Consider the following 24,212-nt stretch of genomic DNA (forward strand, 5'->3'; position numbering starts at 1 on the left):
AATCGCCGGGCCGACGGCGGGGTCTTACCAGCGGTAGTGCGCGAAGGCCTTGTTGGACTCCGCCATCTTGTGCGTGTCCTCGCGCCGCTTGACGGCGGCACCGAGGCCGTTGCTGGCATCGAGCAGCTCGTTCTGGAGGCGCTCGATCATGGTCTTCTCACGGCGGGCCTTGGAGTACTGGACCAGCCAGCGCAGACCGAGAGTGGTCTGCCGCGGGGTGCGAACCTCAACCGGAACCTGGTAGGTCGCGCCACCGACGCGGCGGCTGCGGACCTCGAGGGTCGGCTTGACGTTGTCCATGGCGCGCTTGAGCGTCACGACCGGGTCGGTGCCGCTCTTCTCACGGGCGCCCTCGAGCGCGCCGTAAACGATGCGCTCGGCCAGCTGACGCTTGCCGCCGATCAGGATCTTGTTGATCAGCTGAGTGACCAGCGGAGAGTTGTAAACCGGGTCCGCGACCACTGGGTGGCGCGGAGCGGGGCCCTTACGCGGCATGTCAGCTCTTCTCCTTCTTCGCGCCATAACGGCTGCGGGCCTGCTTGCGGTTGCGGACACCCTGGGTGTCCAGCGAACCGCGGACGATCTTGTAGCGGACGCCCGGGAGGTCCTTCACGCGACCGCCACGCACGAGCACGATGGAGTGCTCCTGCAGGTTGTGGCCGACGCCCGGGATGTACGCCGTCACCTCGATCTGGCTGCTGAGCTTCACACGAGCGACCTTGCGCAGCGCAGAGTTCGGCTTCTTGGGGGTGGTGGTGTACACGCGCGTGCACACGCCGCGTCGCTGAGGACTACCCTTCAGCGCCGGCGTCTTGGTCTTGCTCGTCTTCGCCTGACGGCCCTTTCGGACCAGCTGCTGGATCGTGGGCACCGGGTTTCTCCGCTCCCTTCGGCCGCTTTCCGCACGGCCGCACCGTCTTGTATGCCTTTGTGTGTCGAGGTCTCCCCCGGCACCCGCGGTCGGGCGTGTCGTCCGGCTCACGGTCCCGCCACGCGTGGGTTCACGCGCACCGGATCTTGTCTTTGTCACCGCGCTGATCTGGTCAGAGCAGCGAGCTCGGCGTGCTTTGTTTACCCCGTCTTATGTTTCCGACTCGGGCGCACGCACGAGTTGCCCGGGCAAGCCCGGGCACGAGGGGAAAGAGTACCTATCACAAGCACCCAGGTCAAAATCGACGAGTTGTCGGCGACCGAGCCCTTACGACGGATACCTCCGAGGCAAGTGTACCGGGTACTCGTGGGCGGCAATGCCGCGGTATCGGGATCCCGGACGGGCGGAGCAGTCACGCCCCCGTTCAGGACATCTGCAACACCAGTGCCAACGCCAGACAGGCGAGGGCAATTCCCACCCCGGCCGCCCCGCAGGAGATCCCCGCGACCGCGACGCCGCCCCCGCTGAAGCGCACCTGACCGGTGCGACCGGACCGGCCGATCTGCCGGCGGGCGACCAGGCCGAGCACGATGGCACCGCCACCGCCGAGCACCGCGGGCAACGTGAACGCACCCGCCACCAACCCACCCCAGCCGTCGCTCGCGCCGGAGACGCCGAAACAGAGCACCAGAAGCGACACCAGGACCGCCCCGATGCCCGCGATCAGCGAACCGATCGCCAGGCCCGAGGTGACCGGCACGACCTTGAACTGGACCAGGCCGAACTCGGTGCCGGGAATCGCATCGATCCGCTCGGGCTGCCAGCGCCCCGAGGGCGGAGGTGGCGGGACCGGCGGCGCGTAGGGCGGCTGGGTCATATGACGAGCATGTCACTCGTACGAGCGCGGTCGCAGCCCGGGTTAATCGGTGCCGGGCGCGAAGTCCGGACCGGACGGCGTGGAAGCAAGGTGGAGCAGGCCGGCGATCGATGCCACCACCAGGGCGGTGATGGCCAGCACCAGGCCCGCCCAGGCCAGCCGGCGGCCGCGGCGGATCCACACCGAGCCGATCAGATAGCCCTTCGCCGCGAACGCGTCCCGCGCCGTCTGACGGGCCAGCAGGAGGGCGATGGTGGCCGGAATCACCCCGCCGACGAACGGGCCGGTCAGGAAACCCAGCAGCCCGAGCGCGAACACCGCCCGGGCTTTCGTCGCGGGCGCCGGGTCGGGGTCCATCGGGTGGCGGGTGGGCGGCGCGGCCACGGGAGAAGTCACCACCCCATAGTAGAAACGCCGAAGGGCGGCCGCGCAGTGCGCGACCGCCCTTCAGTCAAGACATCGTCAGCGGTAGGAACCGAAGTCGAAGTCGTCCAGCGGCACAGCCTGCCCGCTGGCCGGCCCGAAACCGTAGTCGGTCTCCGGGTACCCGGTCATCGAGTACACCTTGGCCTTGGCCTCCTCGGTCGGCTCGACCCGGATGTTGCGGTACTTGGAGATACCGGTACCGGCCGGGATGAGCTTGCCGATGATGACGTTCTCCTTGAGGCCCACCAGCGAGTCGCTGCGCGAGTTGATCGCAGCGTCGGTGAGCACCCGGGTGGTCTCCTGGAAGGAGGCCGCCGAGAGCCAGGAGTCGGTCGCCAGCGAGGCCTTGGTGATACCCATCAGCACCGGGCGACCGGCGGCGGGCTCGCCACCCTCGCCCACGATCCGGCGGTTCTCCGACTCGAAGAGCGCCCGGTCGACCAGGATGCCCGGAAGGAACTCCGCGGCACCCGAGTCGATGACCGTCACCCGCTTCAGCATCTGGCGGATGATGATCTCGATGTGCTTGTCGTGGATGAGCACACCCTGCGACCGGTAGACCTGCTGGACCTCGGCGGTCAGGTGAACCTGGACCGCGCGCGGACCCATGATGCGCAGCAGCTCGTGCGGGTCGATGGTGCCCTCGGTGAGCTTCTCGCCGACGCCGACGTGGTCGCCGTCGTGCGCCCGCAGCTTGACGCGCTTGGAGATCTTGTCGTAGACGATCTCCTCGCTGCCGTCGTCCGGGATCACGACGATCTTCCGCGAACGCTCGCCGTCCTCGATGCGGATGCGTCCCGGGGTGTCGGCGATGGGCGCCTTGCCCTTGGGCACGCGGGCCTCGAAGATTTCCTGCACACGCGGCAGACCCTGGGTGATGTCCTCACCCGCGACACCACCGGTGTGGAAGGTACGCATCGTCAGCTGCGTGCCGGGCTCACCGATGGACTGGGCGGCGATGATGCCGACCGCCTCGCCGATGTCGACCGACTTGCCGGTCGGCAGCGAACGGCCGTAGCAGGCCGCGCACACGCCGAGCTTCGACTCGCAGGTCAGCACCGAGCGGACCCGGACGTTCTCGACACCGGCGCCGACCAGCAGGTCGACCAGGATCGAGTTGAGGTCCGAGCCACGGGCGACGACCAGGTTGCCGTTGGCGTCCTTGATGTCGTCAGCCAGTGTCCGAGCGTGCACACCGGTCTCGGCGTGCACGTGCACCACCAGGGTGCCGTCCGCCTCGCGCTCGCCCACCTGCATCGGAATCGCGCGGTCGGTGCCGCAGTCCTCCTCGCGGATGATGACGTCCTGCGAGACGTCCACCAGACGACGGGTCAGGTAACCCGAGTCGGCGGTACGCAGCGCGGTGTCGGCCAGACCCTTACGGGCACCGTGCGTGGAGATGAAGTACTCCAGCACGGTCAGACCCTCGCGGTACGACGAGGTGATCGGCCGCGGGATGATCTCGCCCTTGGGGTTGGCCACCAGACCACGGATCGCGGCGATCTGCCGGAGCTGGAGGAGGTTACCGCGAGCGCCGGAGTTGATCATGACCCAGAGTGGGTTCTCCTGCGGCAGCGCGGTCTCCATCTCCTTGGAGATCTCGTTGGTCGCCTTGGTCCAGATCTCGATGAGCTCGCCGCGACGTTCCTCGGCGGTCATCAGACCACGCTGGTACTGCTTGTCGATAGTGTCGGCGTCAGCCTGGTACCGCGCCAGGATCTCCGGCTTGCGCGGAGGGCCGATGACGTCGCCCATGCCGATCGTCACACCGGACCAGGTGGCCCAGTGGAAGCCGGCCTCCTTGAGCGCGTCCAGGGTCGCCGCCAGGGCCACCTTGGGGAAGCGCTCGGCGAGGTCGTTGACGATCGCCGACAGCTGACCCTTGCGGATCTCGTAGTTCACGAAGCGGTAGCCCGGGGGCAGCGTCTCGTTGAAGATCACTCGGCCCAGGGTGGTCTCGACCAGCAGGTTCGAACCCTCGGTCCAGTCCTCCGGAGCCTCCCACTTGGGGCCCTTGAGACCGTTGTCGACGCCGACGACGTCGCGCAGACGGAGCTTGATGGGCGCCTGCAGGTGCAGCTCGCCGTTGTCGAAGGCCATCCGCGCCTCGGCATCCGAGGAGAAGACCCGGCCCTCGCCCTTGGCACCCACGGTGAGGTGCGTCAGGTAGTAGAGGCCGATGACCATGTCCTGGGTCGGCATGGTGACGGGCTTGCCGTCGGCCGGCTTCAGGATGTTGTTCGACGAGAGCATCAGGATCCGGGCCTCGGCCTGCGCCTCGGCCGACAGCGGCACGTGCACCGCCATCTGGTCACCGTCGAAGTCGGCGTTGAACGCCGTACAGACGAGCGGGTGGATCTGGATCGCCTTGCCCTCGACCAGCTGCGGCTCGAAGGCCTGGATGCCCAGGCGGTGCAGGGTCGGCGCGCGGTTCAGCAGCACCGGGTGCTCGCTGATGACCTCTTCGAGGACGTCCCACACGACCGGCCGCTGACGCTCGACCATCCGCTTGGCCGACTTGATGTTCTGCGCGTGGTTCAGGTCGACCAGGCGCTTCATCACGAACGGCTTGAACAGCTCCAGCGCCATCTGCTTCGGCAGGCCGCACTGGTGCAGCTTGAGCCGGGGGCCGACGACGATGACGGAACGACCGGAGTAGTCGACCCGCTTGCCGAGGAGGTTCTGCCGGAACCGGCCCTGCTTGCCCTTGAGCATGTCGGACAGCGACTTGAGCGGGCGGTTACCCGGGCCGGTGACCGGCCGGCCGCGGCGGCCGTTGTCGAACAGCGCGTCGACGGCCTCCTGCAGCATCCGCTTCTCGTTGTTCACGATGATCTCGGGCGCGCCCAGGTCGATCAGGCGCTTGAGACGGTTGTTCCGGTTGATGACCCGGCGGTACAGGTCGTTCAGGTCGGACGTGGCGAAGCGGCCACCGTCGAGCTGCACCATCGGGCGCAGGTCCGGCGGGATGACCGGGACGCAGTCGAGCACCATGCCGAGAGGCGAGTTGCGGGTGTTCAGGAACGCGGCGACGACCTTGAGGCGCTTGAGCGCACGGATCTTCCGCTGGCCCTTACCGCTGCGGATGATCTCCCGCAGGTTCTCGGCCTCAGCGTCCAGGTCCATGTTCTCGAGCAGCGCCTTGATCGCCTCGGCACCCATGCCACCGGTGAAGTACTCACCGAAGCGGTCCCGGAGCTCGCGGTAGAGCAGCTCGTCGGTGACCAGCTGCTTGGAGTCGAGCTTGCGGAAGGTGTCGAGCACCTCGTCGAGGCGGTCGATCTCGCGCTGTGCCTTGTCCCGGATCTGGCGCATCTCGCGCTCGCCAGCTTCCTTGACCTTGCGGCGCACGTCGGCCTTGGCACCCTCGGCCTCAAGCTCGGCGAGGTCCTGCTCCAGCTTGCCGGCGCGCTTCTCGATCTCCGAGTCGCGGCTGTTCTCGGACTGGCGCTTCTCCGCGAAGATCTCGTTCTCGATCGTGGACATGTCACGGTGACGCGACTCGGCGTCAACGCTCGTGATCACGTACGAGGCGAAGTAGATGATCTTCTCGAGGTCCTTGGGGGCCAGGTCGAGCAGGTAGCCCAGCCGGCTCGGCACACCCTTGAAGTACCAGATGTGCGTGACCGACGCGGCCAGCTCGATGTGGCCCATCCGCTCACGGCGGACCTTGGACCGGGTCACCTCGACGCCGCAGCGCTCACAGATGATGCCCTTGAAGCGGACCCGCTTGTACTTACCGCAGTAGCACTCCCAGTCCCGCTGCGGACCGAAGATCTTCTCGCAGAAGAGTCCGTCCTTCTCAGGCTTGAGCGTGCGGTAGTTGATCGTCTCGGGCTTCTTGACCTCGCCGTGCGACCACTGCCGGATGTCGTCGGCGGTCGCCAGGCCGATGCGCAACTCGTCGAAGAAGTTGACGTCGAGCACTTGGACTATCCCTCGTGTTTCGTTGCTCGGAATGAATTCAAGGCCGGCGGCGGCGGTCCCGGCTGGTTAAAGGCCGGGACCGCCATCCGTCAGATCTCCTCGACGCTGCTGACGCCCTCGTTCGGGCGCCGGGACAGGTCGATACCCAGTTCCTCCGCGGCCCGGAAGACCTCGTCGTCCGTCTCGCGCATCTCCAGGGCCACACCGTCGCTGGACAGCACCTCAACGTTCAGGCACAGCGACTGCAGTTCCTTGAGAAGCACCTTGAAGGACTCCGGGATACCCGGCTCCGGAATGTTCTCGCCCTTGACGATGGCCTCGTAGACCTTCACGCGGCCGAGCACGTCGTCGGACTTGATGGTGAGCAGTTCCTGCAGCGCGTAAGCCGCGCCGTAGGCCTGCATAGCCCAGCACTCCATCTCGCCGAACCGCTGGCCACCGAACTGGGCCTTACCGCCCAGCGGCTGCTGCGTGATCATCGAGTACGGGCCGGTCGACCGTGCGTGGATCTTGTCGTCGACCAGGTGGTTCAGCTTCAGGATGTAGACGTAGCCGACCGAGATCGGGTCCGGCAGCGGCTCACCCGAGCGGCCGTCGAACAGCTGCGCCTTGCCATCGCCGTTGACCAGCCGCTTACCGTCACGGTTGACCAGCGTCGACTCGAGGAGACCCTTGATCTCCTCTTCCTGCGCACCGTCGAAGACGGGGGTCGCGACGTTCGAGTCCGCGACGGACTCGTGCGCCTCGATCGCGCGCAGCTGGCGCTTCCACTCGGTGTCCTCGCCCTCGACCGACCATCCGGTCTTGGCGATCCACCCGAGGTGGGTCTCCAGAACCTGGCCGATGTTCATCCGCGAGGGCACACCGAGCGGGTTCAGCACGATGTCGACCGGGGTGCCGTCCTCCAGGAACGGCATGTCCTCGACCGGCAGGATCTTCGAGATGACGCCCTTGTTGCCGTGCCGGCCGGCGAGCTTGTCGCCGTCCTGGATCTTCCGCTTCTGCGCGACGTAGACGCGGACCAGCTCGTTCACGCCCGGGGGAAGCTCGTCGCCGTCCTCGCGGGAGAAGGTGCGAACGCCGATGACCGTGCCGGTCTCGCCGTGCGGAACCTTCAGCGAGGTGTCCCGGACCTCGCGCGCCTTCTCACCGAAGATCGCGCGGAGCAGCCGCTCCTCGGGGGTCAGCTCGGTCTCGCCCTTGGGCGTGACCTTGCCGACCAGGATGTCGCCGGGGACAACCTCGGCACCGATCCGGATGATGCCGCGCTCGTCCAGGTCAGCGAGCATTTCCTCGCTGACGTTGGGGATGTCGCGGGTGATCTCTTCCGGGCCGAGCTTGGTGTCCCGAGCGTCGACCTCGTGCTCCTCGATGTGGATCGAGGTGAGCACGTCCTGCTGCACGAGGCGCTGCGACAGGATGATCGCGTCCTCGTAGTTGTGACCTTCCCAGCACATGAACGCGACGAGGAGGTTGCGGCCCAGGGCCATCTCGCCCTCGTCGGTACACGGACCGTCGGCGACGACCTGGCCGGCTTCGACCCGGTCACCCTCGAACACGACCGGCTTCTGGTTGACGCAGGAGCCGGCGTTCGAGCGGCGGAACTTGTGCAGCAGGTAGGTGCGGCGGTGACCGTCGTCCTGGTGCACCGTCACGTAGTCGGCACACAGGTCCTCGACCACGCCACCGACCTCGGCGACAACAACGTCGCCGGCGTCGACGGCGGCACGGTATTCCATACCCGTACCGACCAGCGGGGCCTCGGCCTTGACCAGCGGCACCGCCTGACGCTGCATGTTCGCGCCCATGAGCGCGCGGTTCGCGTCGTCGTGCTCGAGGAACGGGATCATCGCGGTGGCGACCGAGGTCATCTGCCGCGGCGACACGTCCATGTAGTCGACCTGCGTGCCGGGCACGTAGTCGACCTCACCGCCCTTACGGCGGACCAGGACGCGATCCTGAGCGAAGGTGCCGTCCGCCGCGAGCGTGGCGTTCGCCTGCGCCTTGACGTACCGGTCCTCCTCGTCCGCGGTCAGGTAGTGCACCTCGTCGGTGACGGTGCCTTCCTCGACCTTGCGGTACGGGGTCTCGATGAAACCGAACGGGTTGACCCGCGCGAACGTCGAGAGCGCGCCGATCAGACCGATGTTCGGTCCCTCAGGCGTCTCGATCGGGCACATCCGGCCGTAGTGGGACGGGTGCACGTCGCGGACCTCGAAGCCGGCCCGCTCACGCGACAGACCACCGGGGCCGAGCGCGCTCAGCCGACGCCGGTGGGTCAGGCCCGCCAGCGGGTTGGTCTGGTCCATGAACTGGGACAGCTGCGAGGTGCCGAAGAACTCCTTGATCGCAGCCACCACGGGGCGGATGTTGATCAGGGTCTGCGGCGTGATGGCCTCGACGTCCTGGGTCGTCATGCGCTCACGGACGACGCGCTCCATCCGGGACAGGCCCACGCGGACCTGGTTCTGGATGAGCTCGCCGACGGTGCGCAGGCGACGGTTACCGAAGTGGTCGATGTCGTCGGCCTCGTAGCCCTCCTCACCGGCGTGCAGCCGGCAGAGGTACTCCACGGTCTTGACGACGTCTTCCTCGGTCAGCGTGCCCCGGACGATCGGGACGTCGATCTCGAGCTTCTTGTTGAACTTGTAACGGCCGACCTTGGCAACGTCGTACCTCTTCGGGTTGAAGAAGAGGTTGTCGAGCAGGGTCTGCGCGTTCTCCCGGGTCGGGGGCTCGCCAGGGCGGAGCTTGCGGTAAATATCGAGCAGAGCCTCATCCTGGCCGGCGATGTGGTCCTTCTCGAGCGTGGTCATGAGCAGCTCGGACCAGCCGAACCGCTCACGGATCTGGTCGGCCGACCAACCGATCGCCTTGAGCAGGACGGTGACGGCCTGCCGGCGCTTGCGGTCGATCCGGACACCGACGGTGTCGCGCTTGTCGATGTCGAACTCCAGCCAGGCACCCCGGCTGGGGATGACCTTGACGCTGGACAGGTCACGGTCGGAGGTCTTGTCCGGCTCCTTCGTGAAGTACACGCCCGGCGAGCGGACGAGCTGGCTCACGACGACCCGCTCGGTGCCGTTGATGACGAACGTCCCCTTGGGGGTCATCATCGGGAAGTCACCCATGAACACGGTCTGGCTCTTGATCTCGCCAGTCGTGTTGTTGGTGAACTCCGCGGTCACGAACAGCGGCGCGCAGTAAGTCAGGTCCTTCTCTTTGCACTCCTCGATCGAGGCCTTCACCTCGTCGAATCGCGGAGACGAGAAGGACAGTGACATAGTGCCGGAGAAGTCCTCAATGGGACTGATCTCTTCGAGGATCTCTGCGAGGCCCGAGTGGGCGTTCGGGTCGTCCGTCGACCGGGCCTGCCAAGCCTCGTTGCCAACCAGCCAGTCGAAAGACTCGGTCTGGAGGGCAAGAAGGTTGGGGACCTCAAGTTGCTCGGTGATCCTGCCGAAAGAGACACGGCGGGGTGCGTAAGCGCTCGACGTACGGCTGGTCTTCGCAGGGCGGGAAGCTGCCAAGATGCGTCCTTCCGAGGACCGGTGCTGCTGATGCGGCTGCAGCTGCGGTATGCAACTGTTTGCGTTGCCCTCGTTCGTAGGCACTACAACGAGCCCCCAGGAATTCATCCGGGTGGATGTCCAGGCAGGGCTCAAGGCAGAAGGCAGCGCAAACTAGCAGTGTAGCCGCTCGGCTAACCGCTGTCCAGCCCACACCAGAGGGGGCCTGCGGAACGTGTCCCCGCGGCCTCTGACCTGCGCCTCCATGGTCAGTGCCAAACGCGGGGCCGCTCAGAACGCGGCGAATCTCCCTCGGGTGCCGTCTGCGGAAGGCCCGTTGAACATCGGACCACCCACAGGGCGGCTGTCGCAAGCGCGGAAACTTGCTGTTGTCAGCGTGCCTGTCAGCGGACACTCAGTCAAGGGCTGCGCCGTGGGTCGGACTCGTGCCGCCGGGTGACGGGCACGTGCTAGCGACGATACCCGAGGCTTTGCCCGATTAAACCGGCTTTGCCGGTCGGCTGGACGACAGCCGATGGCAAGCCCGCCACCAGGAGCAACGGGGTCGAAAACGGAAAAGCGGGGACCCAAAGCATGGGTCCCCGCCATTCGCAAGGAAAAACAGTAGAGCCTTAGATCACTTGAGGGTGACCTTGGCGCCTTCGCCCTCGAGCTTGGCCTTGGCGGCCTCGGCCTTCTCCTTGTTGACACCCTCGAGGATCGCCTTGGGGGCGCTCTCAACGGCGTCCTTGGCCTCCTTGAGGCCCAGGCCGGTCAGCTCGCGCACGACCTTGATGACCTGGATCTTCTTGCCACCGTCACCCTCGAGGACGACGTCGAACGAGTCCTTCTCCTCCTCGACCGGCGCGGCAGCAGCGCCGCCGCCGGCGGCCGCGATGGCGACCGGAGCAGCCGCGGTGACCTCGAAGGTCTCCTCGAACTGCTTCACGAACTCGGACAGCTCGATCAGCGTCATTTCCTTGAACGCGTCAAGCAGCTCGTCAGTGCTGAGCTTCGCCATATCTGGCAACCTTTCCTAGCTTCTGATCAAAAAGTCGTACTGGTGCGCGGTGGCTCAGGCCTCCGCGGGAGCGTCCTGCTCGCGCTTCTCCTGCAGGGCGGCCGCGAGGCGAGCCACCTGCGACAGCGGGGCCTGGAAGAGGCCGGCTGCCTTGGTCAGGTTGCCCTTCATGGCTCCGGCCAGCTTCGCCAGCAGAACCTCACGCGACTCGAGGTCAGCGATCTTGTTGACCTCGTCGGCCGTGATCGCCCTGCCCTCGAAAACGCCGCCCTTGATCTTCAGGACGGGGTGGGCCTTGGCGAAGGCCCGAAGACCCTTTGCTGCCTCGACCGGGTCGCCGCTGATGAAGGCGAGCGCGGTAGGACCGGTGAACAGCTCGTTGAGACCTTCGATGCCCGCTTCGTTTGCTGCCCGCTTGGCCAGCGTGTTCTTCGAAACGGAGTACTTGGTCTCCTGGCCGAGTGAGCGCCGCAGCTCAGTGAGCTGCTTGACCGTGAGGCCGCGGTACTCGGTCAACACGGTGGCCGCCGAGTTACGGAAGTGGTCCGTCAGCTCGGAAACGGCATTGGCTTTGTCAGCCCGGACCGGCTTGTCCGCCATGTCCCTCCTCTCTCAGTGCTCAAAGCCACTGGTCTGGGGAGAAGGAACCGCAAATGAGAAACGCCCCGGCGCAGGGCGCACGGGGCGGAATCAGGCTCAGAGGAAAACATGAACCTTTTTCACGAACCGTTCTCCCCTGCGCGGGTCGCCCGCATCCTGCGGGACCTTCGGCCGCGATCTCCGTCTCGCGACGGTGATTGCGGCGACCAGTGGTCTATGGGTGGAACTTCGAAATGAAGAGTACGCGGTCTCATCGCAACCGCCAAATCACGCCGCCCCTGCCTCAGGCTTCAAAGCACCCACTCCCGTGCCGCGCCGACCAGCACCGTGGCCGACCGGTCAGGCGCGGGCCCGGCGGAGCCATCCGTACCCGGCGAAGGCGGCCACGCACCACCCGGCCGCCCAGCCGGCGAGCAGGACCAGCGTGCCGAGCTGCGGAAGGTCCTTGCCGCTCAGGACCCGGGCCGTGGCCATCACCGGCGGCACCAGCCAGGGCGCGACCGAGCCGCTCAGCCCCAGCACCACCACCAGGACCGAGGCCACCACCAGCACCGTCACGCCCATCCGGACACTGCCGGTCACGGCCCGGCTGGCCAGCGCGCCGACCGCCACCGCGGCCGGCACGGCCAGCAGGTGGGCCAGCACCCCCAGGGCGAGACCGGCGCCGAGGTCGACCCTGGTGTCGATGCCGTGGAAGAGCCAGGGCGCGACCATCGCGGCCACGCAGACCACCAGCGCGAGCAGGACCGCGGTGAGCACTCCGGCGGTCGCCTCCCGGCGCGGGCCGACCGCCAGCCGGGCCAGCCGGCGCTGCACGTCGGGCTCGGTGTCGAGCAACAGCTTGGTGAGCCAGGCGAGCACCGGGAAGAGGGCGGCCGCCGAATAGCCGTAGGCAACCGCGGCCGGGGACGCTCCCCCGCCGTAGATCACGCCCAGCTCGACCAGCACGGCGATCAGCGGAGCCAGGGCTCGGCCGCCGCGCACGAACCCGGCCACCCGCATGGTTACCAGTGCCGTCATCGGGAGCCCCGCTCGGTCTGCTGAGCTTCTCGGTCGGGGGTGGGTTCGATGGGTGAGTGGGCTCGGCGTACCTCTGGATTTTGAATGCGCAGCACGCGGTGACCGGCGGCACGCAGCTCGGCCACCGCCTGGGTCGCCTCCGACCGGCGGACCGCGACCTCGACGATCACCTCGTCCGAGTCGGTCGGCGCCGTCGGCGCCTCGGCGTGCACGCCGTGTTCGGAGACCGTCCAGTGGATCGCCCCGGGCAGCGCGGTGATCTCGCCGCGATGGTCGCTGACCAAGACCGTGCCGCCGGCCTCGGTCACCTCGGCGACGATCTCCGGGATCAGCGTGCGGGCGACCGCGTCGAGGCCCTCCCAGGGCTCGTCGAGGACCAGCAGGCCGGGCGGGAGCAGCAGGGCCTGGGCGAGGCCGACTTTCTGCGCGGTGCCCTTGGAGAGGTCGGCGAGGCGGGTGTCGATGTGCTCGGTGAGCAGGAGGCGCTCGAGCCAGCGATCGACGGCGTGCGGGTCGGCGACCGCACGGACGCGGGCCATCCGGCGCAGGTAGTCGCCGGCGGTGAAGGGCTGATCGGCCGGGAAGCGCTCGGGGACCCAGCCGATCGTCTCCGGACGGCCGCTGATCACTCCGCGGGCGGGCCGGAGCACGCCCGCGGCCAGCTGAAGCAGGGTGGATTTGCCGGCGCCGTTGCGGCCCAGAACCACGACCGTGGCGCCCGGCTCGGCCGTCGCGTCGACCTCGCGCAGGGTCCAGTCGGCGCGTCTTCCGTACCGGAACCAGACCCCGTCGAAGCGCACGGGCGAAAGCTTTCCACAAAGAAGGCCCCCGGGGTGTCCCCCGAGGGCCTTCTTCAGCGATCTACTTCGATCAGGCTTCGCCGGGCTTGAAGCCCTTCACGACCTTCGGGTCGACCGGCACGCCGGGGCCCATGGTGGTGGTTACGGTGACCTTCTTGAGGTAGGTGCCCTTGGCCGCCGACGGCTTGGCCCGCAGGATCTCGTCGAGCACGGCCGCGTAGTTGTCGACCAGCTGCTCCTCGGAGAACGAGGCCTTGCCGATGATCAGGTGCAGGTTGGAGTGCTTGTCCACCCGGAAGGTGATCTTGCCGCCCTTGATCTCGTTGATCGCCTTGGTGACGTCCACGGTCACCGTGCCGGTCTTCGGGTTGGGCATGAGACCACGCGGGCCGAGGATGCGGGCGATCCGACCGATCTTGGCCATCTGGTCGGGGGTCGCGATCGCGGCGTCGAAGTCGAGCCAGCCACCCTGGATGCGGGCGACGAGCTCGTCGGTGCCGACCTCGTCGGCGCCGGCCGCCACGGCCTCTTCGGCCTTGGCGCCCTGGGCGAAGACGATCACGCGGGCCGTCTTGCCGGTGCCGTGCGGCAGGTTGACCGTGCCGCGGACCATCTGGTCCGCCTTACGCGGGTCGACACCCAGTCGCATCGCGACCTCGACGGTCGCGTCGAACTTGGTGGGGCTGGATTCCTTGGCGAGCTTGACCGCCTCGGCCGGCTCGTAGAGCTTGGCCAGGTCGATCTTCTCGGCTGCGGCGCGGTACGCCTTGCTGCGCTTCATTACTTCATTACTCCTGTGGTTGTTGGCGGGGCCCCACTGAATCGGAGCCCCTCCCACTGACTGCTGTCAGATCTTGGTGACCTGGTTGAAGTTGAGCTCCACCGGGGTCTCGCGACCGAAGATGGAGACCAGAACCTTCAACTTCTGCTGGTCGGCATTGATTTCACTGATCGAGGCCGGCAGCGAGGCGAACGCGCCGTCGGTGACCGTGACCGAGTCGCCGACCTCGAAGTCGAGGACCTTGATCTCGGGCTTGGCCTTCTTCTCCTCGGTCTCGACCGCCGGGGCCAGCCACTTCAGCACCTCGTCGAGGGAGAGCGGGGCCGGGCGGTCGACCCGGTCGGTGGCGCCCACGAAGCCGGTCACGCCGGGGGTGTTGCGCACACACGAGTAGGACTCGGGGGTCAGATCCATCCGGACCAGGATGTAGCCCGGGAAGACCTTGTTGTTGACCTGCTGACGCTTGCCGTTCTTGACCTCGACCTCTTCGCGGGTCGGCACCTCGACCTGGAAGATGAAGTCCTCCATGTCGAGGCTCGTGATGCGGGTCTCGAGGTTGGTCTTGACCTTGTTCTCGTAACCCGCGTACGAGTGCACCACGTACCAGTCGCCGGGGGCGTAGCGCAGCTTCTGCCGCAGCTCCTGCACCGGGTCGAAGTCTTCGTCTTCCTCGACGGCCGTCTCGGTGGGGGCGGCCTCGACCGACTCGACCGACTCGTCGGCGTCCACCGTGGCCACCGACGACTGCTCGTCGGTGGTCGGGGTGGTCTCGTCGTCGTCGTACTCAGGCACGCTCGCTCACTTCCAGATCAGTCTTCAGAGAACCTCGGCCGGCCGTCAGCCGCCGAACGCCCAGAGGATGCCCTTGCCGAACCCGTAGTCCAGGACAGCCACGATGGCGGTCATGATCGTCACGAAGACGACCACGATCGTGGTGTAGGTCAGGAGCTCCTTGCGGGTCGGCCAAATGACCTTACGCAGTTCGCTGACGACCTCACGGAAGAAACCACCGATACGGCCGAAGATGCCCGTCCGGCGGGTCTCCTTCTTGGCCTTCGGCGAGTCGGAACCCTTGGTGCGTTCCTTGACGGCGGCACCGCCGCCGCGGCTTACCGGCTCGTCTTCGTCGTCGATCTCGTCCTCGGCGACGGCATCCTCAAAGACCTCGTCGTCGGCCGGATCGCCGGCGTCACCGGGTCGGTTCCTCTCGGCCATGCCGCCCTACTTCCGTGATCGGTGGTGGTGGACCCCCGTCGGCGCTCGATCCGGCGCGGGGGTCGTGCGGACCGCGCACCGAGCGGGCACGTCAGGAGAGTTGCGCAGGGGTGACAGGACTTGAACCTGCAGCCTGCGGTTTTGGAGACCGCTGCTCTGCCAATTGAGCTACACCCCTATGTGGGGCCGCTTTCCCTGATCGGACATGCTTCGCGCAGGCCGGTTCAGGGGGTCACTGCCCCACGGCGGACCAGTGTACGGGTTCACACCGGGTTAGCCCAACCCGCCCTACCTCTTCCGGACAACCGCCTGCGCCAGGGACAGAACTTTCTCGCCCTGACAGGTCGCCGTGACGGCGAGTTTCGTGTGGCCCTCGTCGGTCTCGCCCCGCTCGGTGACGGTCACGACGACCTCGGTGCCCTCGTCGGTGTCGGGCACCGGGACCGGGCGGGCGAAGCGAACACCGAGCTCCACAACCGTGTCCGGAGCGCCGGCCCACTCGGTCACGGCCCGGCTGACCAGAGCCATCGTGAACATGCCGTGGGCGATCACACCGGGCAGGCCCACATTGTTGGCGAAGCGCTCGCTCCAGTGGATCGGGTTGAAGTCGCCGGAGGCACCGGCGTAGCGCACCAGATCGGCCCGGGTGACGCGGTAGGTCTTTTCCATGGTCAGTCCTCCCCGCGCTGCACGAGCTTGGCCCAGACCGTCACAACCAGCTCGCCGGCCTCGGTCGTGACGTCGCTGCGGGTGGTCATGAAGTCGTGTCCGCCCCGAGTGGTGATGTCCTCGACCGTGTTCACACACACCAGGGCGTCGCCGGCCACGATCGGGCGGGCGTAGACGAACTTCTGGTCGCCGTGCACCACCCGGGTGTAGTCGATGCCGAGCTCCGGGTCCTCGACGATCTGCGCGTGGCTGGACGCCATCGTGAAGACGATCGGGAAGGTGGGCGGGGCGACGACGTCGGGGTAGCCGATCGCGCGGGCCGCCTCGGGATCGTGGAACTCCCGCTCGGCGGCGCCGATGGCGCGGGCGAACTCGCGGATCTTCTCGCGCCCGACGAGGTAGGGCTCGGTGGGCGGATATTTCCGGCCGACGAAGGCTTGGTCCAGGGGCATGCCCACAAACTACTCTGCGCCGCCCAGCGTGAGCTGGACGGCGCAGAGGGGTGCTTTGGAGCGGGCGCTGGCTTAGCGCGTCTCGCGGTGCAGGGTGTGCCGGCCGTCGCGCGGGCAGAACTTCTTCAGCTCAACGCGGTCGGGGTCGTTACGCCGGTTCTTGCGGGTGATGTAGTTCCGCTCCTTGCACTCCGTACACGCCAGGGTGATCTTCGGACGGACGTCGGTCGCCTTGGCCACGGCAAGGTGCCTTCCTGCTCACGGGGTTACTTAACGACCTACGAGATTACGTCCTCGGAGGGCCGATCTGCAAAATGGGGCCCGGTAAGGGCCCCCGTCGCAAGTAGCGGTGGGCGGACTTGAACCGCCGACACAACGATTATGAGCCGTTTGCTCTGCCAACTGAGCTACACCGCCAAGCCAGGCTCAAGTCCTGCGCCTGTGGCGGGGAACGAACCCGGTAGAGCCCCCTTACGGAATCGAACCGTAGACCTTCTCCTTACCATGGAGACGCTCTGCCGACTGAGCTAAGGGGGCTTGCGTGCGATCTCTCGCTCGCTGCGGACATAAGACTACACGGCCCTCCCCCGGGGGTGAAATCGACTCCCCCACCTCAGGAAAACCGCAGGTCAGATCACCGCTCGGAGCCTGCGAACCTCGCCCGTGGGGGTCGACTCCGGCTCGGTCTGAGCGTTGAACCAGGCCTCCAGCCGCTCGTACGGAAGCGGGCGGGAGAACAGGTAGCCCTGGCCGATCTCGCAGCCCATCTCCTCGAGCAGATCGAGGGTCAGTTCGCTCTCCACGCCCTCGGCCACCACGGTCAGACCGAACTCCCGGGACAGGCTCACCACGGCCCGCACGATCGCCAGGTCGCCGCTGTCGGTCGCCATGCCCTGCACGAAGCTGTCGTCGATCTTCACCTCGTGCACCGGCCACTGGCGTAGGTAGGACAGTGACGAGGCACCCGTGCCGAAGTCGTCCACACTCAGCCGCACGCCGAGATCACGCAGGCGGTAGAGAGTCGGCAGCACCCGCTCGATGTCGCCGAGCATGCCCGGCTCGGAAATCTCGAAGGTCACCTGGGCGGCGGCCACGCCGTACTGGGTGAGCAGGGCCTCGACCTGGTCGGGGAAGCGCGAGTCGAGCAGAGTGCGGACCGACAGGTTGACCGCGATGGAGAGCGGGCGGTCGGCGTCGGCCCATTCCCGGCAACGCCGCAGGCCCTCGGTCAGGACCCGCTCGGTGAGCCGGGAGAGCTGGCCGGTGTGCTCGGCGACGGCCACGAAGTCTTCCGGGGCCACCTCGCCGTGCGTCGGGTGCTGCCAGCGGGCCAGACACTCGACGCCGACCAGGTGCCGGTCGCGGAGGGTGACCTTGGGCTGGAAGTAGACGTCCAGCTCGTCGTTGTCGAGGGCCTTGCGCAGATCGGCCGCGATGCCCAGGCGGCGGACCGCACGGGACTCCAGGGCCGGGTGGAACAGCTGCACGCCGTACGGCAGGACCTTGGCCGCGTTGGCGGCCAGCTCGGCCCGCTGGAGCAGCGTCTCGGGGTCGTCGCCGTGGTCGGGGTAGACCGCGACACCCACCGCCGTGTCCACGTCGAGCATCAGCTTTCCGACCGTCATCGGCCCGCGCATCCGCTCCCGCATCCGGGTCGCCAGCTCGACGGTCGCGTCGGTGCTCTCCACCCGCAGCGTGACCACGAACTCGTCGCCGCCGATCCGGCCGACCAGGGCGCCCGGGCCGGCGATGCTGCGCAGCCGCTCGGCCACCTCGGCGAGAAGCTTGTCGCCGGCGCCGTGCCCCATCGACTCGTTGACGTCCCGCTGCCCGTCCACGTCGACCAGCAGGACCGCGACCACGTCGTCCTGGGCCTGCACCTTGACCGACTCGGCCAGCGCGTCGGTGATCCGGCGGCGGTTGGGCAGCCCGGTGAGGCGGTCGTGGTAGGCGTCGTAGCGCAGCCGCTCGACCAGCCGCGAGTTTTCCACTGCCACCGCGGCGTGCGCGGCGACCGTCTCCAGCACCTGGACGTCAGGGTCACGGAAGGTGCGGGTGTCGCCGATCCGGTTGACCACCTCGAGGCTGCCGATGGTGGTGCGGCCGGACCGTAACGGCACCACGACGACGTCCTTGACCTTGGCGGCGTTCAGGGCCGAGCGCAGGTCGTCGTCCGACTCCAGGCGCGGGCCGACGGTGACCGTCTTCCCGTTCGCGATCGAGCGGGCGCGGACCGCGGGCGGAGTGGTCGACAGGTCGAGCAGACCCTTGTTCTCCACCCGGGCGGTGAGCAGCACCTCGGGGTGCCGGCCCTGCGGCGCCAGCCAGAGCGTGGCGTATTCGGCGCGCATCAGGGCCCGGACCCGGCCGAGCAGCACATCGGGCAGGCTGGTGTCGGTGCCGGCCTCGCGGATCGCCTGGGTGAGCTCGTAGACCTCGGCCAGGGTGCGGTGCTGACGGAAGAACTCGGCGAGCGAGCGCAACACCACGACCAGCGCCGCGGCCAGCACCGTCAGCAGAACGGCGGCCCACCAGGTGGCGTCGAGGGCGACCAGGAAGACCAGGCCGACGGTGACGTTGATGCCGGAGACCAGCGCCGGCGTCCAGATCGCGCGGAGCACTTCCTGGCCGGCTCGGACGCCCTGCACCAGGCTCATCACGGCGGCCAGGCAGATCAGGTCGAAGAGGAAGTTGACGGCGACCGCGGCGAAGAGGATGGCCCAGGTGCCCGGGCCGGCCCCGCGGATGTCGGGCAGCGCGGCGATCACCAGCAACGCCATGGACGCGCTCGCGCCGGCCTTGGCCACGTTGAACCACATCTTGGTGGCCGGCATCGAGGCACGCAGCTGCCCGAGCGTCAGGGCGAGGGTGCCGACGACGATCACCATCGGTGGCGGCAGGAAGTAGAGCGCGAGGACGAACGGGACCTCAGTGACCACGACCTTGAAGACGCTTCGGCCGATCACGAAGTTAAGAACACCGATGTCCGCGACGATGTAGAGCGCGAGCGCGATCAAACCGCCGGCCCACTCCGCATACCACCGCGGGTGGGCCGTCCAGAAGGAGATCAGGCAGATCAGCGCGAAGATGGCCAGAGGGTTGGTGACTAGCCACGCGTATTGAGCAGAGCGTCGCCGCGCTGCAGGACGCCCAGCCATAATGCTCCCTCGCAGGTCAAGGCTGTACCACAGCGCTGCTCAGCGTTCTGCAGTCACTCCCAGATGATGTTTAGATTCGTGTAATCGACAGCAGCGGGAGTACTGCTCTGGTCTTGCGCCCCGGCCACAGCGCCGACACCACCGACGGCAGCGGCGAGAACGAAAACCAAGCCGAGCAGGCGGCCCAGCTTCCTTGTGAACATCATTGGCTCCTGCGTTGTTTAGAACTGCCCAGTGGGGGGTCACATGATGGTGCCACACCAGTTGTGCGATGGGCAGTGTTCAAGTGCGACTCGGCGACCCCCATACCTAAATCCTGACCGAACGGCTGAGGTACGGCGCGGATTCAACCCAGCAAAATTGACAGCTTTCTGCCGGATATAAGGAAGTAAGTGAGGGCAATTCGGCTCTTGGTCGTCAAGATCACTTGACGTCAAGAGCGCCTGACGCCAGAGTGGCGGATATGGCGGCCTCACCGGACGAACTGGAGCGACAGCACACTCTCTCAACCGCTACAACGCGGTACGACGAGCTGAGGATGCGGGACGCAATGGCCGCAATGGCCGGTGACAGCCACGGAAACTCACCGCCGCTCAGCAAGGACGACGCGCTCGAGATGCTGGCCCTCAGCGAGGTGGTCATCCGCAAGGCCGGGTACGGGCGACAGTCCATGGTGCGCTCGGCGCGCGGCGCGGGTGCCTCGTGGACCCAGATCGGTACGGCGCTGGGCAGCAGCAAGCAGGCCGCCTGGGAATCGCACAACCGATGGCTCGAGGAGCAGGGGCTGGACCTCTAGTCGCCGGTCGCGGCCGGACGGTCGGTCGCGCTGTACTGCGACCAGGAGCCGGGGTACAGCCGGGCCGGCGCGAAGCCGGCCCGTTCCAGGGCAAGCAGGTTGTGGCAGGCGGTCACGCCCGACCCGCAGTACGAGATGACCTCGCTGTCCGCGGTGACGCCGGCCTTCGCGAACCGCTCGCGCAACACCTGCGGCGCCAGGAAGCGGCCGTCGGCGTCCACGTTCTCCCGGCAGGGCACGCTGCGCGCGCCCGGGATGTGGCCCGGCCGCGGGTCGATCGGCTCGGACTCGCCCCGGAACCGCTCCGGCTGGCGGGCATCGATCACCACAAAGGACCCGGACGCCGCCTCGTCGATGCCGGCCAGCCGATCGGCCGGCCAGGGCCGGTGGGTGAAGGTCGCGCGGGGACGCTGCGGCACGGCGGTCTCCAGCTCACCCGGGTATGCCCCCAGGCCGCCGTCGAGGAGGGCCGCGTCGTGCCCGGTGGCCCGGAGCATCCACACCAGGCGGGCCGCCATCACGCCGCCGGCGTCGTCGTACGCGATCACCGTGTCGTCGTCGCCGATGCCCAGCTCGGCCATCCGGGCGGCGAAGGCCGCGGCCTCCGGCAGCGGGTGCCGGCCGTCGGCCGGCCCGGCGTGCGCCGCGAGATCCTGATCCATGTCCACGAAGATCGCGCCGGGCAGGTGGCCACCCTGGTAGGCGGCCCGGCCGGAGCGGCCGTCCAGGTAGTACCTGACGTCGGCGAGCACCCAACGCTCGTCCACCCGGTCCAGCCCGACCACCGGTTCGATCACCATGCGGCCAGGTTATCGGTTGGACAGGCCGAGCTTCACGCCGAAGCCGACCAGCACCGAGCCGGTACCGACGTCGATCCAGCGCCCTTTCAGGCGGCCGCGCAGGGCCCGGGCGCCCAGGATGATCGCGGTGAACCAGAGGATTCCCTCGAGGTCGTGCACCAGGGCCAGCAGGACGCCGACCAGTAGTGGGGACTCGCCGGCCGGGATGAACTGCGGGAGCACCGCCACGTAGAAGGCGCCGACCTTGGGGTTGAGCAGGTTGGTCAGCAGCCCGCGGCCGAAGGTCGACCACAGCGTCGGTCTTGCCGGGGCGTCGTGGGCGGTTTCCTCGGTTTTGGCGCCCCAGATCATCTTTGCGCCGAGGTAGATCATGTATGCGGCGCCGGCCACCCGCAGGATCGTGTAGCCGACCTCGGACGCGGTGAGCAGGGCCGAAACCCCGACCGCGGCGGCCGCGCCCCAGATCAGCGCGCCCGTGCCCACCCCCAGCGCGGTGGCGAAAGCCGGCCCGCGACCCATGGTCACCGCGGCGCGCAGTACGAGAGCCGTGTCCAGCCCCGGCGTGATCGTCAGCAGGGCGCCCAGAACCGCAAATGAAAGAACGGCGTGTGTCAGGTCCACACGCCGTTTCTACCCGTTACCGCTCAGTGCTTTCCACCGCTCAGGCTGCCGGTGCGACGATGACCACGCGGCCGGAACCGGACCAGGGCCCACCCCACCAGCGCCAACGCGGCCACGGTGGTCAAAATCGTGACGATCCCGCCACCCACGGCGGTGCCCACCACCACGAGGGTCAGGCCGGCCCCGAACAGAAGGTGGTAACAGCCGGCATCACGCACGCTGCGGAACATCCGGGCGGTGGCGTCCGGTGCCCGGCCGGTGACCAGCATCCCGATCCCGAACACGACAAGCGCCAGCCCGGCGACGCCGCCGACCACCACGGTCCAGGTGCTGGTGCTCATAGCCCCAGTCTGACCCCGATCAGGGGTGGATCAGCGGTAATTGGTGAACTGGAGGGCGACGCCGAAGTCCTCGGCCTTGAGCAGGGCGATCACGGCCTGCAGATCGTCCCGCTTCTTGCCGGTGACCCGCAGCTGGTCGCCCTGGATCTGCGCCTGCACGCCCTTGGGGCCCTCGTCGCGGATCTTCTTGCTGATCACCTTGGCCTTGTCGGACTCGATCCCCTCGACGACCTTGAGGTCGATCTTGTAGGTCTTGCCGGACTGCCGCGGCTCCCCCGCGTCCAGGGACTTGAGCGAGATGTTCCGCTTGACCAGCTTCTCCTTGAACACGTCGAGCGCGGCCACGGCCCGCTCCTCGGTCTCGGAGGTGATCGTGAAGGCCTCGCCCGACTTCGCGACGACGGTGCCCGTGCCCCGGAAGTCGAACCGGGTGGCGAGCTCCTTCTCCGCCTGATTGAACGCGTTGTCGACCTCCTGACTGTCGACCTTGCTCACGATGTCGAAGGACGGGCTGGCTGCCATGATCAGACTCCTGCGGGCTGGCGTACGTCGATGGACGCGGAGGCACGGCGACCCGGCCTCCGACATGCCGACGGTACCCGGTTGCGAAACGGGCCGACGGTACGGCTATTCTGTTCTCCGCTGCTGAGGGAAACCGAAGCGGTGTGCCCAGGCGGGTTGCCCGAGCGGCCAATGGGAGCGGACTGTAAATCCGTCGCGAAAGCTACAGAGGTTCGAATCCTCTACCCGCCACCAGCACAGCAACGGCCCCGGGCTCCGGGGCCGTTTCGCGTTTCTCAGGGCAGGAGCAGGACCGTCTCCTCGATGTCCTTGGACCTTCCCGCGGCGTACGAGACCTCGGTTCTGATCGGGGCGAAGCCTGCCTTTTGCAGCACCTGCAAGGAGCGGGCGTTGTCGCTTGCGGCTCGGGCGTGCAACGGGCGGGTTTTGACCAGGTCCAGGAACTGGGTCAGGGCCTCCGTCGCTATGCCTTGGCCCCAGCGGGAGCGGTCGATCCAGTAGGTGATCTCGGTGTCGCCCTCCATCACGAAGCAGGCGATGTTTCCTACTATCTCGCCGTCTTCGGTGATCACCCGGTTGGTGACCTCGGGGTTTGCGCGGATGCGGGACAGGTGGGCCTCGAACGCCTCGCGGTCGTCGGGGTCCTCGGAGGTGAAAGCGGCCATCCGGACCGCCTCCGGGTCGCGCATCATCTGGAAGAGGGGCTCGACGTCGGCGTCGGCTACCGGGCGCAGGGCGATCACGGGCATGCGCCGGACGGTAGCAAGGGTTCAGCGAATTCACAGCCCTGGGCGGATGAAAACGCAGGTGAGACGCGTTCACGTCAATACGCACTCACCAAGGAGTTTCTGTTGTCCAGCCATCACAACGGTCTCAAGACGGCCGCCCTGCTCGGTCTTCTCAGCGGGCTGATCCTGGCGATCGGCTACTGGGTCGGTGGCAGTGGAGGTCTGGTGTTCGCCGTGTTCATCTCGGTGGGCATGAACGCGTTCAGCTACTTCTTCTCGGACAAGCTCGCGCTTCGGTCGATGCGGGCCCGGCCGGTGAGCGAGGCCGAGTTCCCCGCCCTCTACCAGATGGTTCGGGAGCTTTCGGCCACCGCCAACCAGCCGATGCCACGCCTCTACGTCTCGCCCTCGATGCAGCCCAACGCGTTCGCCACCGGGCGTAACCCGCAGCATGCGGCGGTCGCCGTCACCGTGGGGATCACCCAGCTGCTCGACCGGCGGGAGCTTCGGGCCGTGATCGGGCACGAGCTGTCGCACGTCTACAACCGGGACATCCTGATCTCGAGCGTGGCGGGCGCGCTGGCCGGCATCATCACGATGTTCGCCCAGCTGGCGATCTTCCTGCCGCTCGGCGGCTCGGATGACGACGACGGCCCGAACCCGGCCTCGCTGCTGCTCATGCTGATCCTCGGGCCGCTGGCGGCCTCGGTCATTCAGCTGGCGATCAGCCGCAACCGGGAATTCCAGGCGGACGCTTCGGGAGCCGCACTGACCGGCGATCCGCTCGCGCTCGCGAGCGCTCTCGAGAAGATTCAGTACGGGGCTCAGCGCCTGCCCATGCCGGCTGACGGGCAGCTCACCAGCGCCGCCCACCTGATGATCGCCAACCCGTTCCGGGGCGGCGGCATCTCGGCCCTGTTCTCCACCCACCCGCCGATGGAGCAGCGCATCGCCCGCCTGCGCGAGCAGGCCGGCGCCATCCAGTACCGCTGACGTCCGACAACGAAGGGCCGTCCCGTTCGGGGCGGTCCTTCGCCGTGTGTTCCGCGACACCGGCCCTTCGTTTCCAACATGTTTC

24 protein-coding genes and 4 tRNA genes are annotated in these 24,212 nt (G+C 67.6%); 3 read left to right on the top strand and 25 right to left on the bottom strand.

From position 1 onward, the window contains the following. Positions 1-24 precede the first annotated feature (24 nt). The 20 genes from rpsG to Ate02nite_RS11085 all read right to left on the bottom strand — a co-directional run bounded on the left by rpsG (position 25) and on the right by Ate02nite_RS11085 (position 19,326). Positions 25-495 (bottom strand): 30S ribosomal protein S7, encoded by a 471-nt coding sequence (rpsG, locus tag Ate02nite_RS10990; RefSeq protein ID WP_127499794.1) that lies wholly within the window; start codon positions 493-495, stop codon positions 25-27. 1 nt (position 496) lies between these two features. Next, complete coding sequence (rpsL, locus tag Ate02nite_RS10995; protein WP_014440718.1) at positions 497-871, bottom strand: 30S ribosomal protein S12; 375 nt, start codon at positions 869-871, stop codon at positions 497-499. Between the two features lie 424 nt (positions 872-1,295). Then, entirely contained in the window at positions 1,296-1,748 is a 453-nt protein-coding gene (locus Ate02nite_RS11000) for a hypothetical protein (protein WP_203803201.1), read from the bottom strand. A 42-nt stretch (positions 1,749-1,790) separates the two neighbouring features. Continuing rightward, positions 1,791-2,105: a hypothetical protein gene (locus tag Ate02nite_RS11005; protein WP_203803435.1), complete on the bottom strand. Its 315-nt coding sequence runs from the start codon at positions 2,103-2,105 to the stop codon at positions 1,791-1,793. A 105-nt stretch (positions 2,106-2,210) separates the two neighbouring features. Next, positions 2,211-6,101, bottom strand: coding sequence for a DNA-directed RNA polymerase subunit beta' (locus Ate02nite_RS11010; RefSeq protein ID WP_203803203.1), 3,891 nt, complete (start codon positions 6,099-6,101; stop codon positions 2,211-2,213). Positions 6,102-6,190: 89 nt separating this feature from the next. After that, positions 6,191-9,631, bottom strand: coding sequence for a DNA-directed RNA polymerase subunit beta (gene rpoB, locus Ate02nite_RS11015; RefSeq protein ID WP_203803214.1), 3,441 nt, complete (start codon positions 9,629-9,631; stop codon positions 6,191-6,193). A 616-nt stretch (positions 9,632-10,247) separates the two neighbouring features. After that, positions 10,248-10,631: a 50S ribosomal protein L7/L12 gene (gene rplL, locus Ate02nite_RS11020; protein ID WP_203803218.1), complete on the bottom strand. Its 384-nt coding sequence runs from the start codon at positions 10,629-10,631 to the stop codon at positions 10,248-10,250. A 54-nt stretch (positions 10,632-10,685) separates the two neighbouring features. Beyond that, positions 10,686-11,231, bottom strand: coding sequence for a 50S ribosomal protein L10 (gene rplJ, locus Ate02nite_RS11025; protein WP_203803221.1), 546 nt, complete (start codon positions 11,229-11,231; stop codon positions 10,686-10,688). 339 nt (positions 11,232-11,570) lie between these two features. Beyond that, complete coding sequence (locus tag Ate02nite_RS11030; RefSeq protein WP_203803224.1) at positions 11,571-12,251, bottom strand: hypothetical protein; 681 nt, start codon at positions 12,249-12,251, stop codon at positions 11,571-11,573. Then, positions 12,248-13,051, bottom strand: coding sequence for an ATP-binding cassette domain-containing protein (locus Ate02nite_RS11035; RefSeq protein WP_203803234.1), 804 nt, complete (start codon positions 13,049-13,051; stop codon positions 12,248-12,250). Before Ate02nite_RS11035 ends, Ate02nite_RS11030 begins: the two co-directional genes overlap by 4 nt. 70 nt (positions 13,052-13,121) lie before the next feature. Then, entirely contained in the window at positions 13,122-13,832 is a 711-nt protein-coding gene (gene rplA / locus Ate02nite_RS11040; RefSeq protein WP_203803237.1) for a 50S ribosomal protein L1, read from the bottom strand. Positions 13,833-13,898: 66 nt separating this feature from the next. Then, a complete protein-coding gene (nusG, locus tag Ate02nite_RS11045; protein WP_203803240.1) occupies positions 13,899-14,624 on the bottom strand; it encodes a transcription termination/antitermination protein NusG in 726 nt (241 codons plus the stop codon). Positions 14,625-14,669: 45 nt separating this feature from the next. Further along, entirely contained in the window at positions 14,670-15,047 is a 378-nt protein-coding gene (gene secE, locus Ate02nite_RS11050) for a preprotein translocase subunit SecE (RefSeq protein ID WP_203803242.1), read from the bottom strand. Positions 15,048-15,152: 105 nt separating this feature from the next. Next, positions 15,153-15,225: transfer RNA gene (locus Ate02nite_RS11055), tRNA-Trp, on the bottom strand. A 110-nt stretch (positions 15,226-15,335) separates the two neighbouring features. Beyond that, positions 15,336-15,716, bottom strand: coding sequence for a MaoC/PaaZ C-terminal domain-containing protein (locus Ate02nite_RS11060; protein WP_203803245.1), 381 nt, complete (start codon positions 15,714-15,716; stop codon positions 15,336-15,338). A 2-nt stretch (positions 15,717-15,718) separates the two neighbouring features. Further along, entirely contained in the window at positions 15,719-16,168 is a 450-nt protein-coding gene (locus Ate02nite_RS11065) for a MaoC family dehydratase N-terminal domain-containing protein (protein ID WP_203803248.1), read from the bottom strand. 72 nt (positions 16,169-16,240) lie between these two features. Then, positions 16,241-16,408 (bottom strand): 50S ribosomal protein L33, encoded by a 168-nt coding sequence (gene rpmG / locus Ate02nite_RS11070; RefSeq protein WP_203803251.1) that lies wholly within the window; start codon positions 16,406-16,408, stop codon positions 16,241-16,243. Positions 16,409-16,512: 104 nt separating this feature from the next. Then, a tRNA-Met gene (locus Ate02nite_RS11075) sits at positions 16,513-16,585 on the bottom strand. A 47-nt stretch (positions 16,586-16,632) separates the two neighbouring features. After that, positions 16,633-16,705, bottom strand: a tRNA-Thr gene (locus Ate02nite_RS11080). 92 nt (positions 16,706-16,797) lie between these two features. Then, complete coding sequence (locus Ate02nite_RS11085) at positions 16,798-19,326, bottom strand: putative bifunctional diguanylate cyclase/phosphodiesterase (RefSeq protein ID WP_203803254.1); 2,529 nt, start codon at positions 19,324-19,326, stop codon at positions 16,798-16,800. Positions 19,327-19,864: 538 nt separating this feature from the next. Between Ate02nite_RS11085 and Ate02nite_RS11090 the strand changes: the two genes are divergently transcribed. Continuing rightward, positions 19,865-20,122 carry a hypothetical protein gene (locus tag Ate02nite_RS11090; RefSeq protein WP_239147283.1) on the top strand — a complete coding sequence of 86 codons (258 nt, stop codon included), beginning with the start codon at positions 19,865-19,867 and terminating at the stop codon, positions 20,120-20,122. Here Ate02nite_RS11090 and Ate02nite_RS11095 read toward each other — a convergent pair. The 4 genes from Ate02nite_RS11095 to Ate02nite_RS11110 are packed head-to-tail and all read right to left on the bottom strand — an operon-like array spanning position 20,119 to position 22,406. Further along, a complete protein-coding gene (locus Ate02nite_RS11095) occupies positions 20,119-20,922 on the bottom strand; it encodes a sulfurtransferase (RefSeq protein ID WP_203803260.1) in 804 nt (267 codons plus the stop codon). The genes Ate02nite_RS11090 and Ate02nite_RS11095 overlap by 4 nt on opposite strands. Positions 20,923-20,931: 9 nt before the next feature. After that, positions 20,932-21,543 (bottom strand): LysE family translocator, encoded by a 612-nt coding sequence (locus tag Ate02nite_RS11100; RefSeq protein WP_239147284.1) that lies wholly within the window; start codon positions 21,541-21,543, stop codon positions 20,932-20,934. Positions 21,544-21,566: 23 nt separating this feature from the next. Next, entirely contained in the window at positions 21,567-21,884 is a 318-nt protein-coding gene (locus tag Ate02nite_RS11105; RefSeq protein ID WP_203803263.1) for a hypothetical protein, read from the bottom strand. Between the two features lie 30 nt (positions 21,885-21,914). Next, on the bottom strand, positions 21,915-22,406 hold the full coding sequence (locus tag Ate02nite_RS11110; RefSeq protein ID WP_203803266.1) for a YajQ family cyclic di-GMP-binding protein: 492 nt from the start codon (positions 22,404-22,406) through the stop codon (positions 21,915-21,917). Between the two features lie 150 nt (positions 22,407-22,556). Here Ate02nite_RS11110 and Ate02nite_RS11115 point away from each other — a divergent pair. Further along, a tRNA-Tyr gene (locus Ate02nite_RS11115) sits at positions 22,557-22,640 on the top strand. Between the two features lie 41 nt (positions 22,641-22,681). On the opposite strand, the gene Ate02nite_RS11120 is transcribed toward Ate02nite_RS11115, so the two are convergent. After that, positions 22,682-23,155 (bottom strand): GNAT family N-acetyltransferase, encoded by a 474-nt coding sequence (locus tag Ate02nite_RS11120; RefSeq protein ID WP_203803269.1) that lies wholly within the window; start codon positions 23,153-23,155, stop codon positions 22,682-22,684. A gap of 102 nt (positions 23,156-23,257) precedes the next feature. Here Ate02nite_RS11120 and htpX point away from each other — a divergent pair, with 102 nt between their 5' ends. Beyond that, positions 23,258-24,127 carry a zinc metalloprotease HtpX gene (gene htpX / locus Ate02nite_RS11125; protein WP_203803272.1) on the top strand — a complete coding sequence of 290 codons (870 nt, stop codon included), beginning with the start codon at positions 23,258-23,260 and terminating at the stop codon, positions 24,125-24,127. Positions 24,128-24,212: the final 85 nt, after the last annotated feature.

Source organism: Paractinoplanes tereljensis (assembly GCF_016862435.1).
Taxonomy (GTDB): domain Bacteria; phylum Actinomycetota; class Actinomycetes; order Mycobacteriales; family Micromonosporaceae; genus Actinoplanes; species Actinoplanes tereljensis.

Bases quoted from the DNA above. Each gene is read 5' to 3' on its own strand.
- Ate02nite_RS11105 (WP_203803263.1), bottom strand. From the start codon at position 21,884: ATGAGCACCAGCACCTGGACCGTGGTGGTCGGCGGCGTCGCCGGGCTG.
- Ate02nite_RS11000 (WP_203803201.1), bottom strand. From the start codon at position 1,748: ATGACCCAGCCGCCCTACGCGCCGCCGGTCCCGCCACCTCCGCCCTCG.
- Ate02nite_RS11095 (WP_203803260.1), bottom strand. From the start codon at position 20,922: ATGGTGATCGAACCGGTGGTCGGGCTGGACCGGGTGGACGAGCGTTGG.
- rplJ (WP_203803221.1), bottom strand. From the start codon at position 11,231: ATGGCGGACAAGCCGGTCCGGGCTGACAAAGCCAATGCCGTTTCCGAG.
- Ate02nite_RS11060 (WP_203803245.1), bottom strand. From the start codon at position 15,716: ATGGAAAAGACCTACCGCGTCACCCGGGCCGATCTGGTGCGCTACGCC.
- Ate02nite_RS11110 (WP_203803266.1), bottom strand. From the start codon at position 22,406: ATGGCAGCCAGCCCGTCCTTCGACATCGTGAGCAAGGTCGACAGTCAG.
- rplL (WP_203803218.1), bottom strand. From the start codon at position 10,631: ATGGCGAAGCTCAGCACTGACGAGCTGCTTGACGCGTTCAAGGAAATG.
- rpsG (WP_127499794.1), bottom strand. From the start codon at position 495: ATGCCGCGTAAGGGCCCCGCTCCGCGCCACCCAGTGGTCGCGGACCCG.
- Ate02nite_RS11005 (WP_203803435.1), bottom strand. From the start codon at position 2,105: ATGGACCCCGACCCGGCGCCCGCGACGAAAGCCCGGGCGGTGTTCGCG.
- rplA (WP_203803237.1), bottom strand. From the start codon at position 13,832: ATGAAGCGCAGCAAGGCGTACCGCGCCGCAGCCGAGAAGATCGACCTG.
- Ate02nite_RS11065 (WP_203803248.1), bottom strand. From the start codon at position 16,168: ATGCCCCTGGACCAAGCCTTCGTCGGCCGGAAATATCCGCCCACCGAG.
- secE (WP_203803242.1), bottom strand. From the start codon at position 15,047: ATGGCCGAGAGGAACCGACCCGGTGACGCCGGCGATCCGGCCGACGAC.
- Ate02nite_RS11090 (WP_239147283.1), top strand. From the start codon at position 19,865: ATGCGGGACGCAATGGCCGCAATGGCCGGTGACAGCCACGGAAACTCA.
- Ate02nite_RS11120 (WP_203803269.1), bottom strand. From the start codon at position 23,155: ATGCCCGTGATCGCCCTGCGCCCGGTAGCCGACGCCGACGTCGAGCCC.
- Ate02nite_RS11085 (WP_203803254.1), bottom strand. From the start codon at position 19,326: ATGGCTGGGCGTCCTGCAGCGCGGCGACGCTCTGCTCAATACGCGTGG.
- Ate02nite_RS11030 (WP_203803224.1), bottom strand. From the start codon at position 12,251: ATGACGGCACTGGTAACCATGCGGGTGGCCGGGTTCGTGCGCGGCGGC.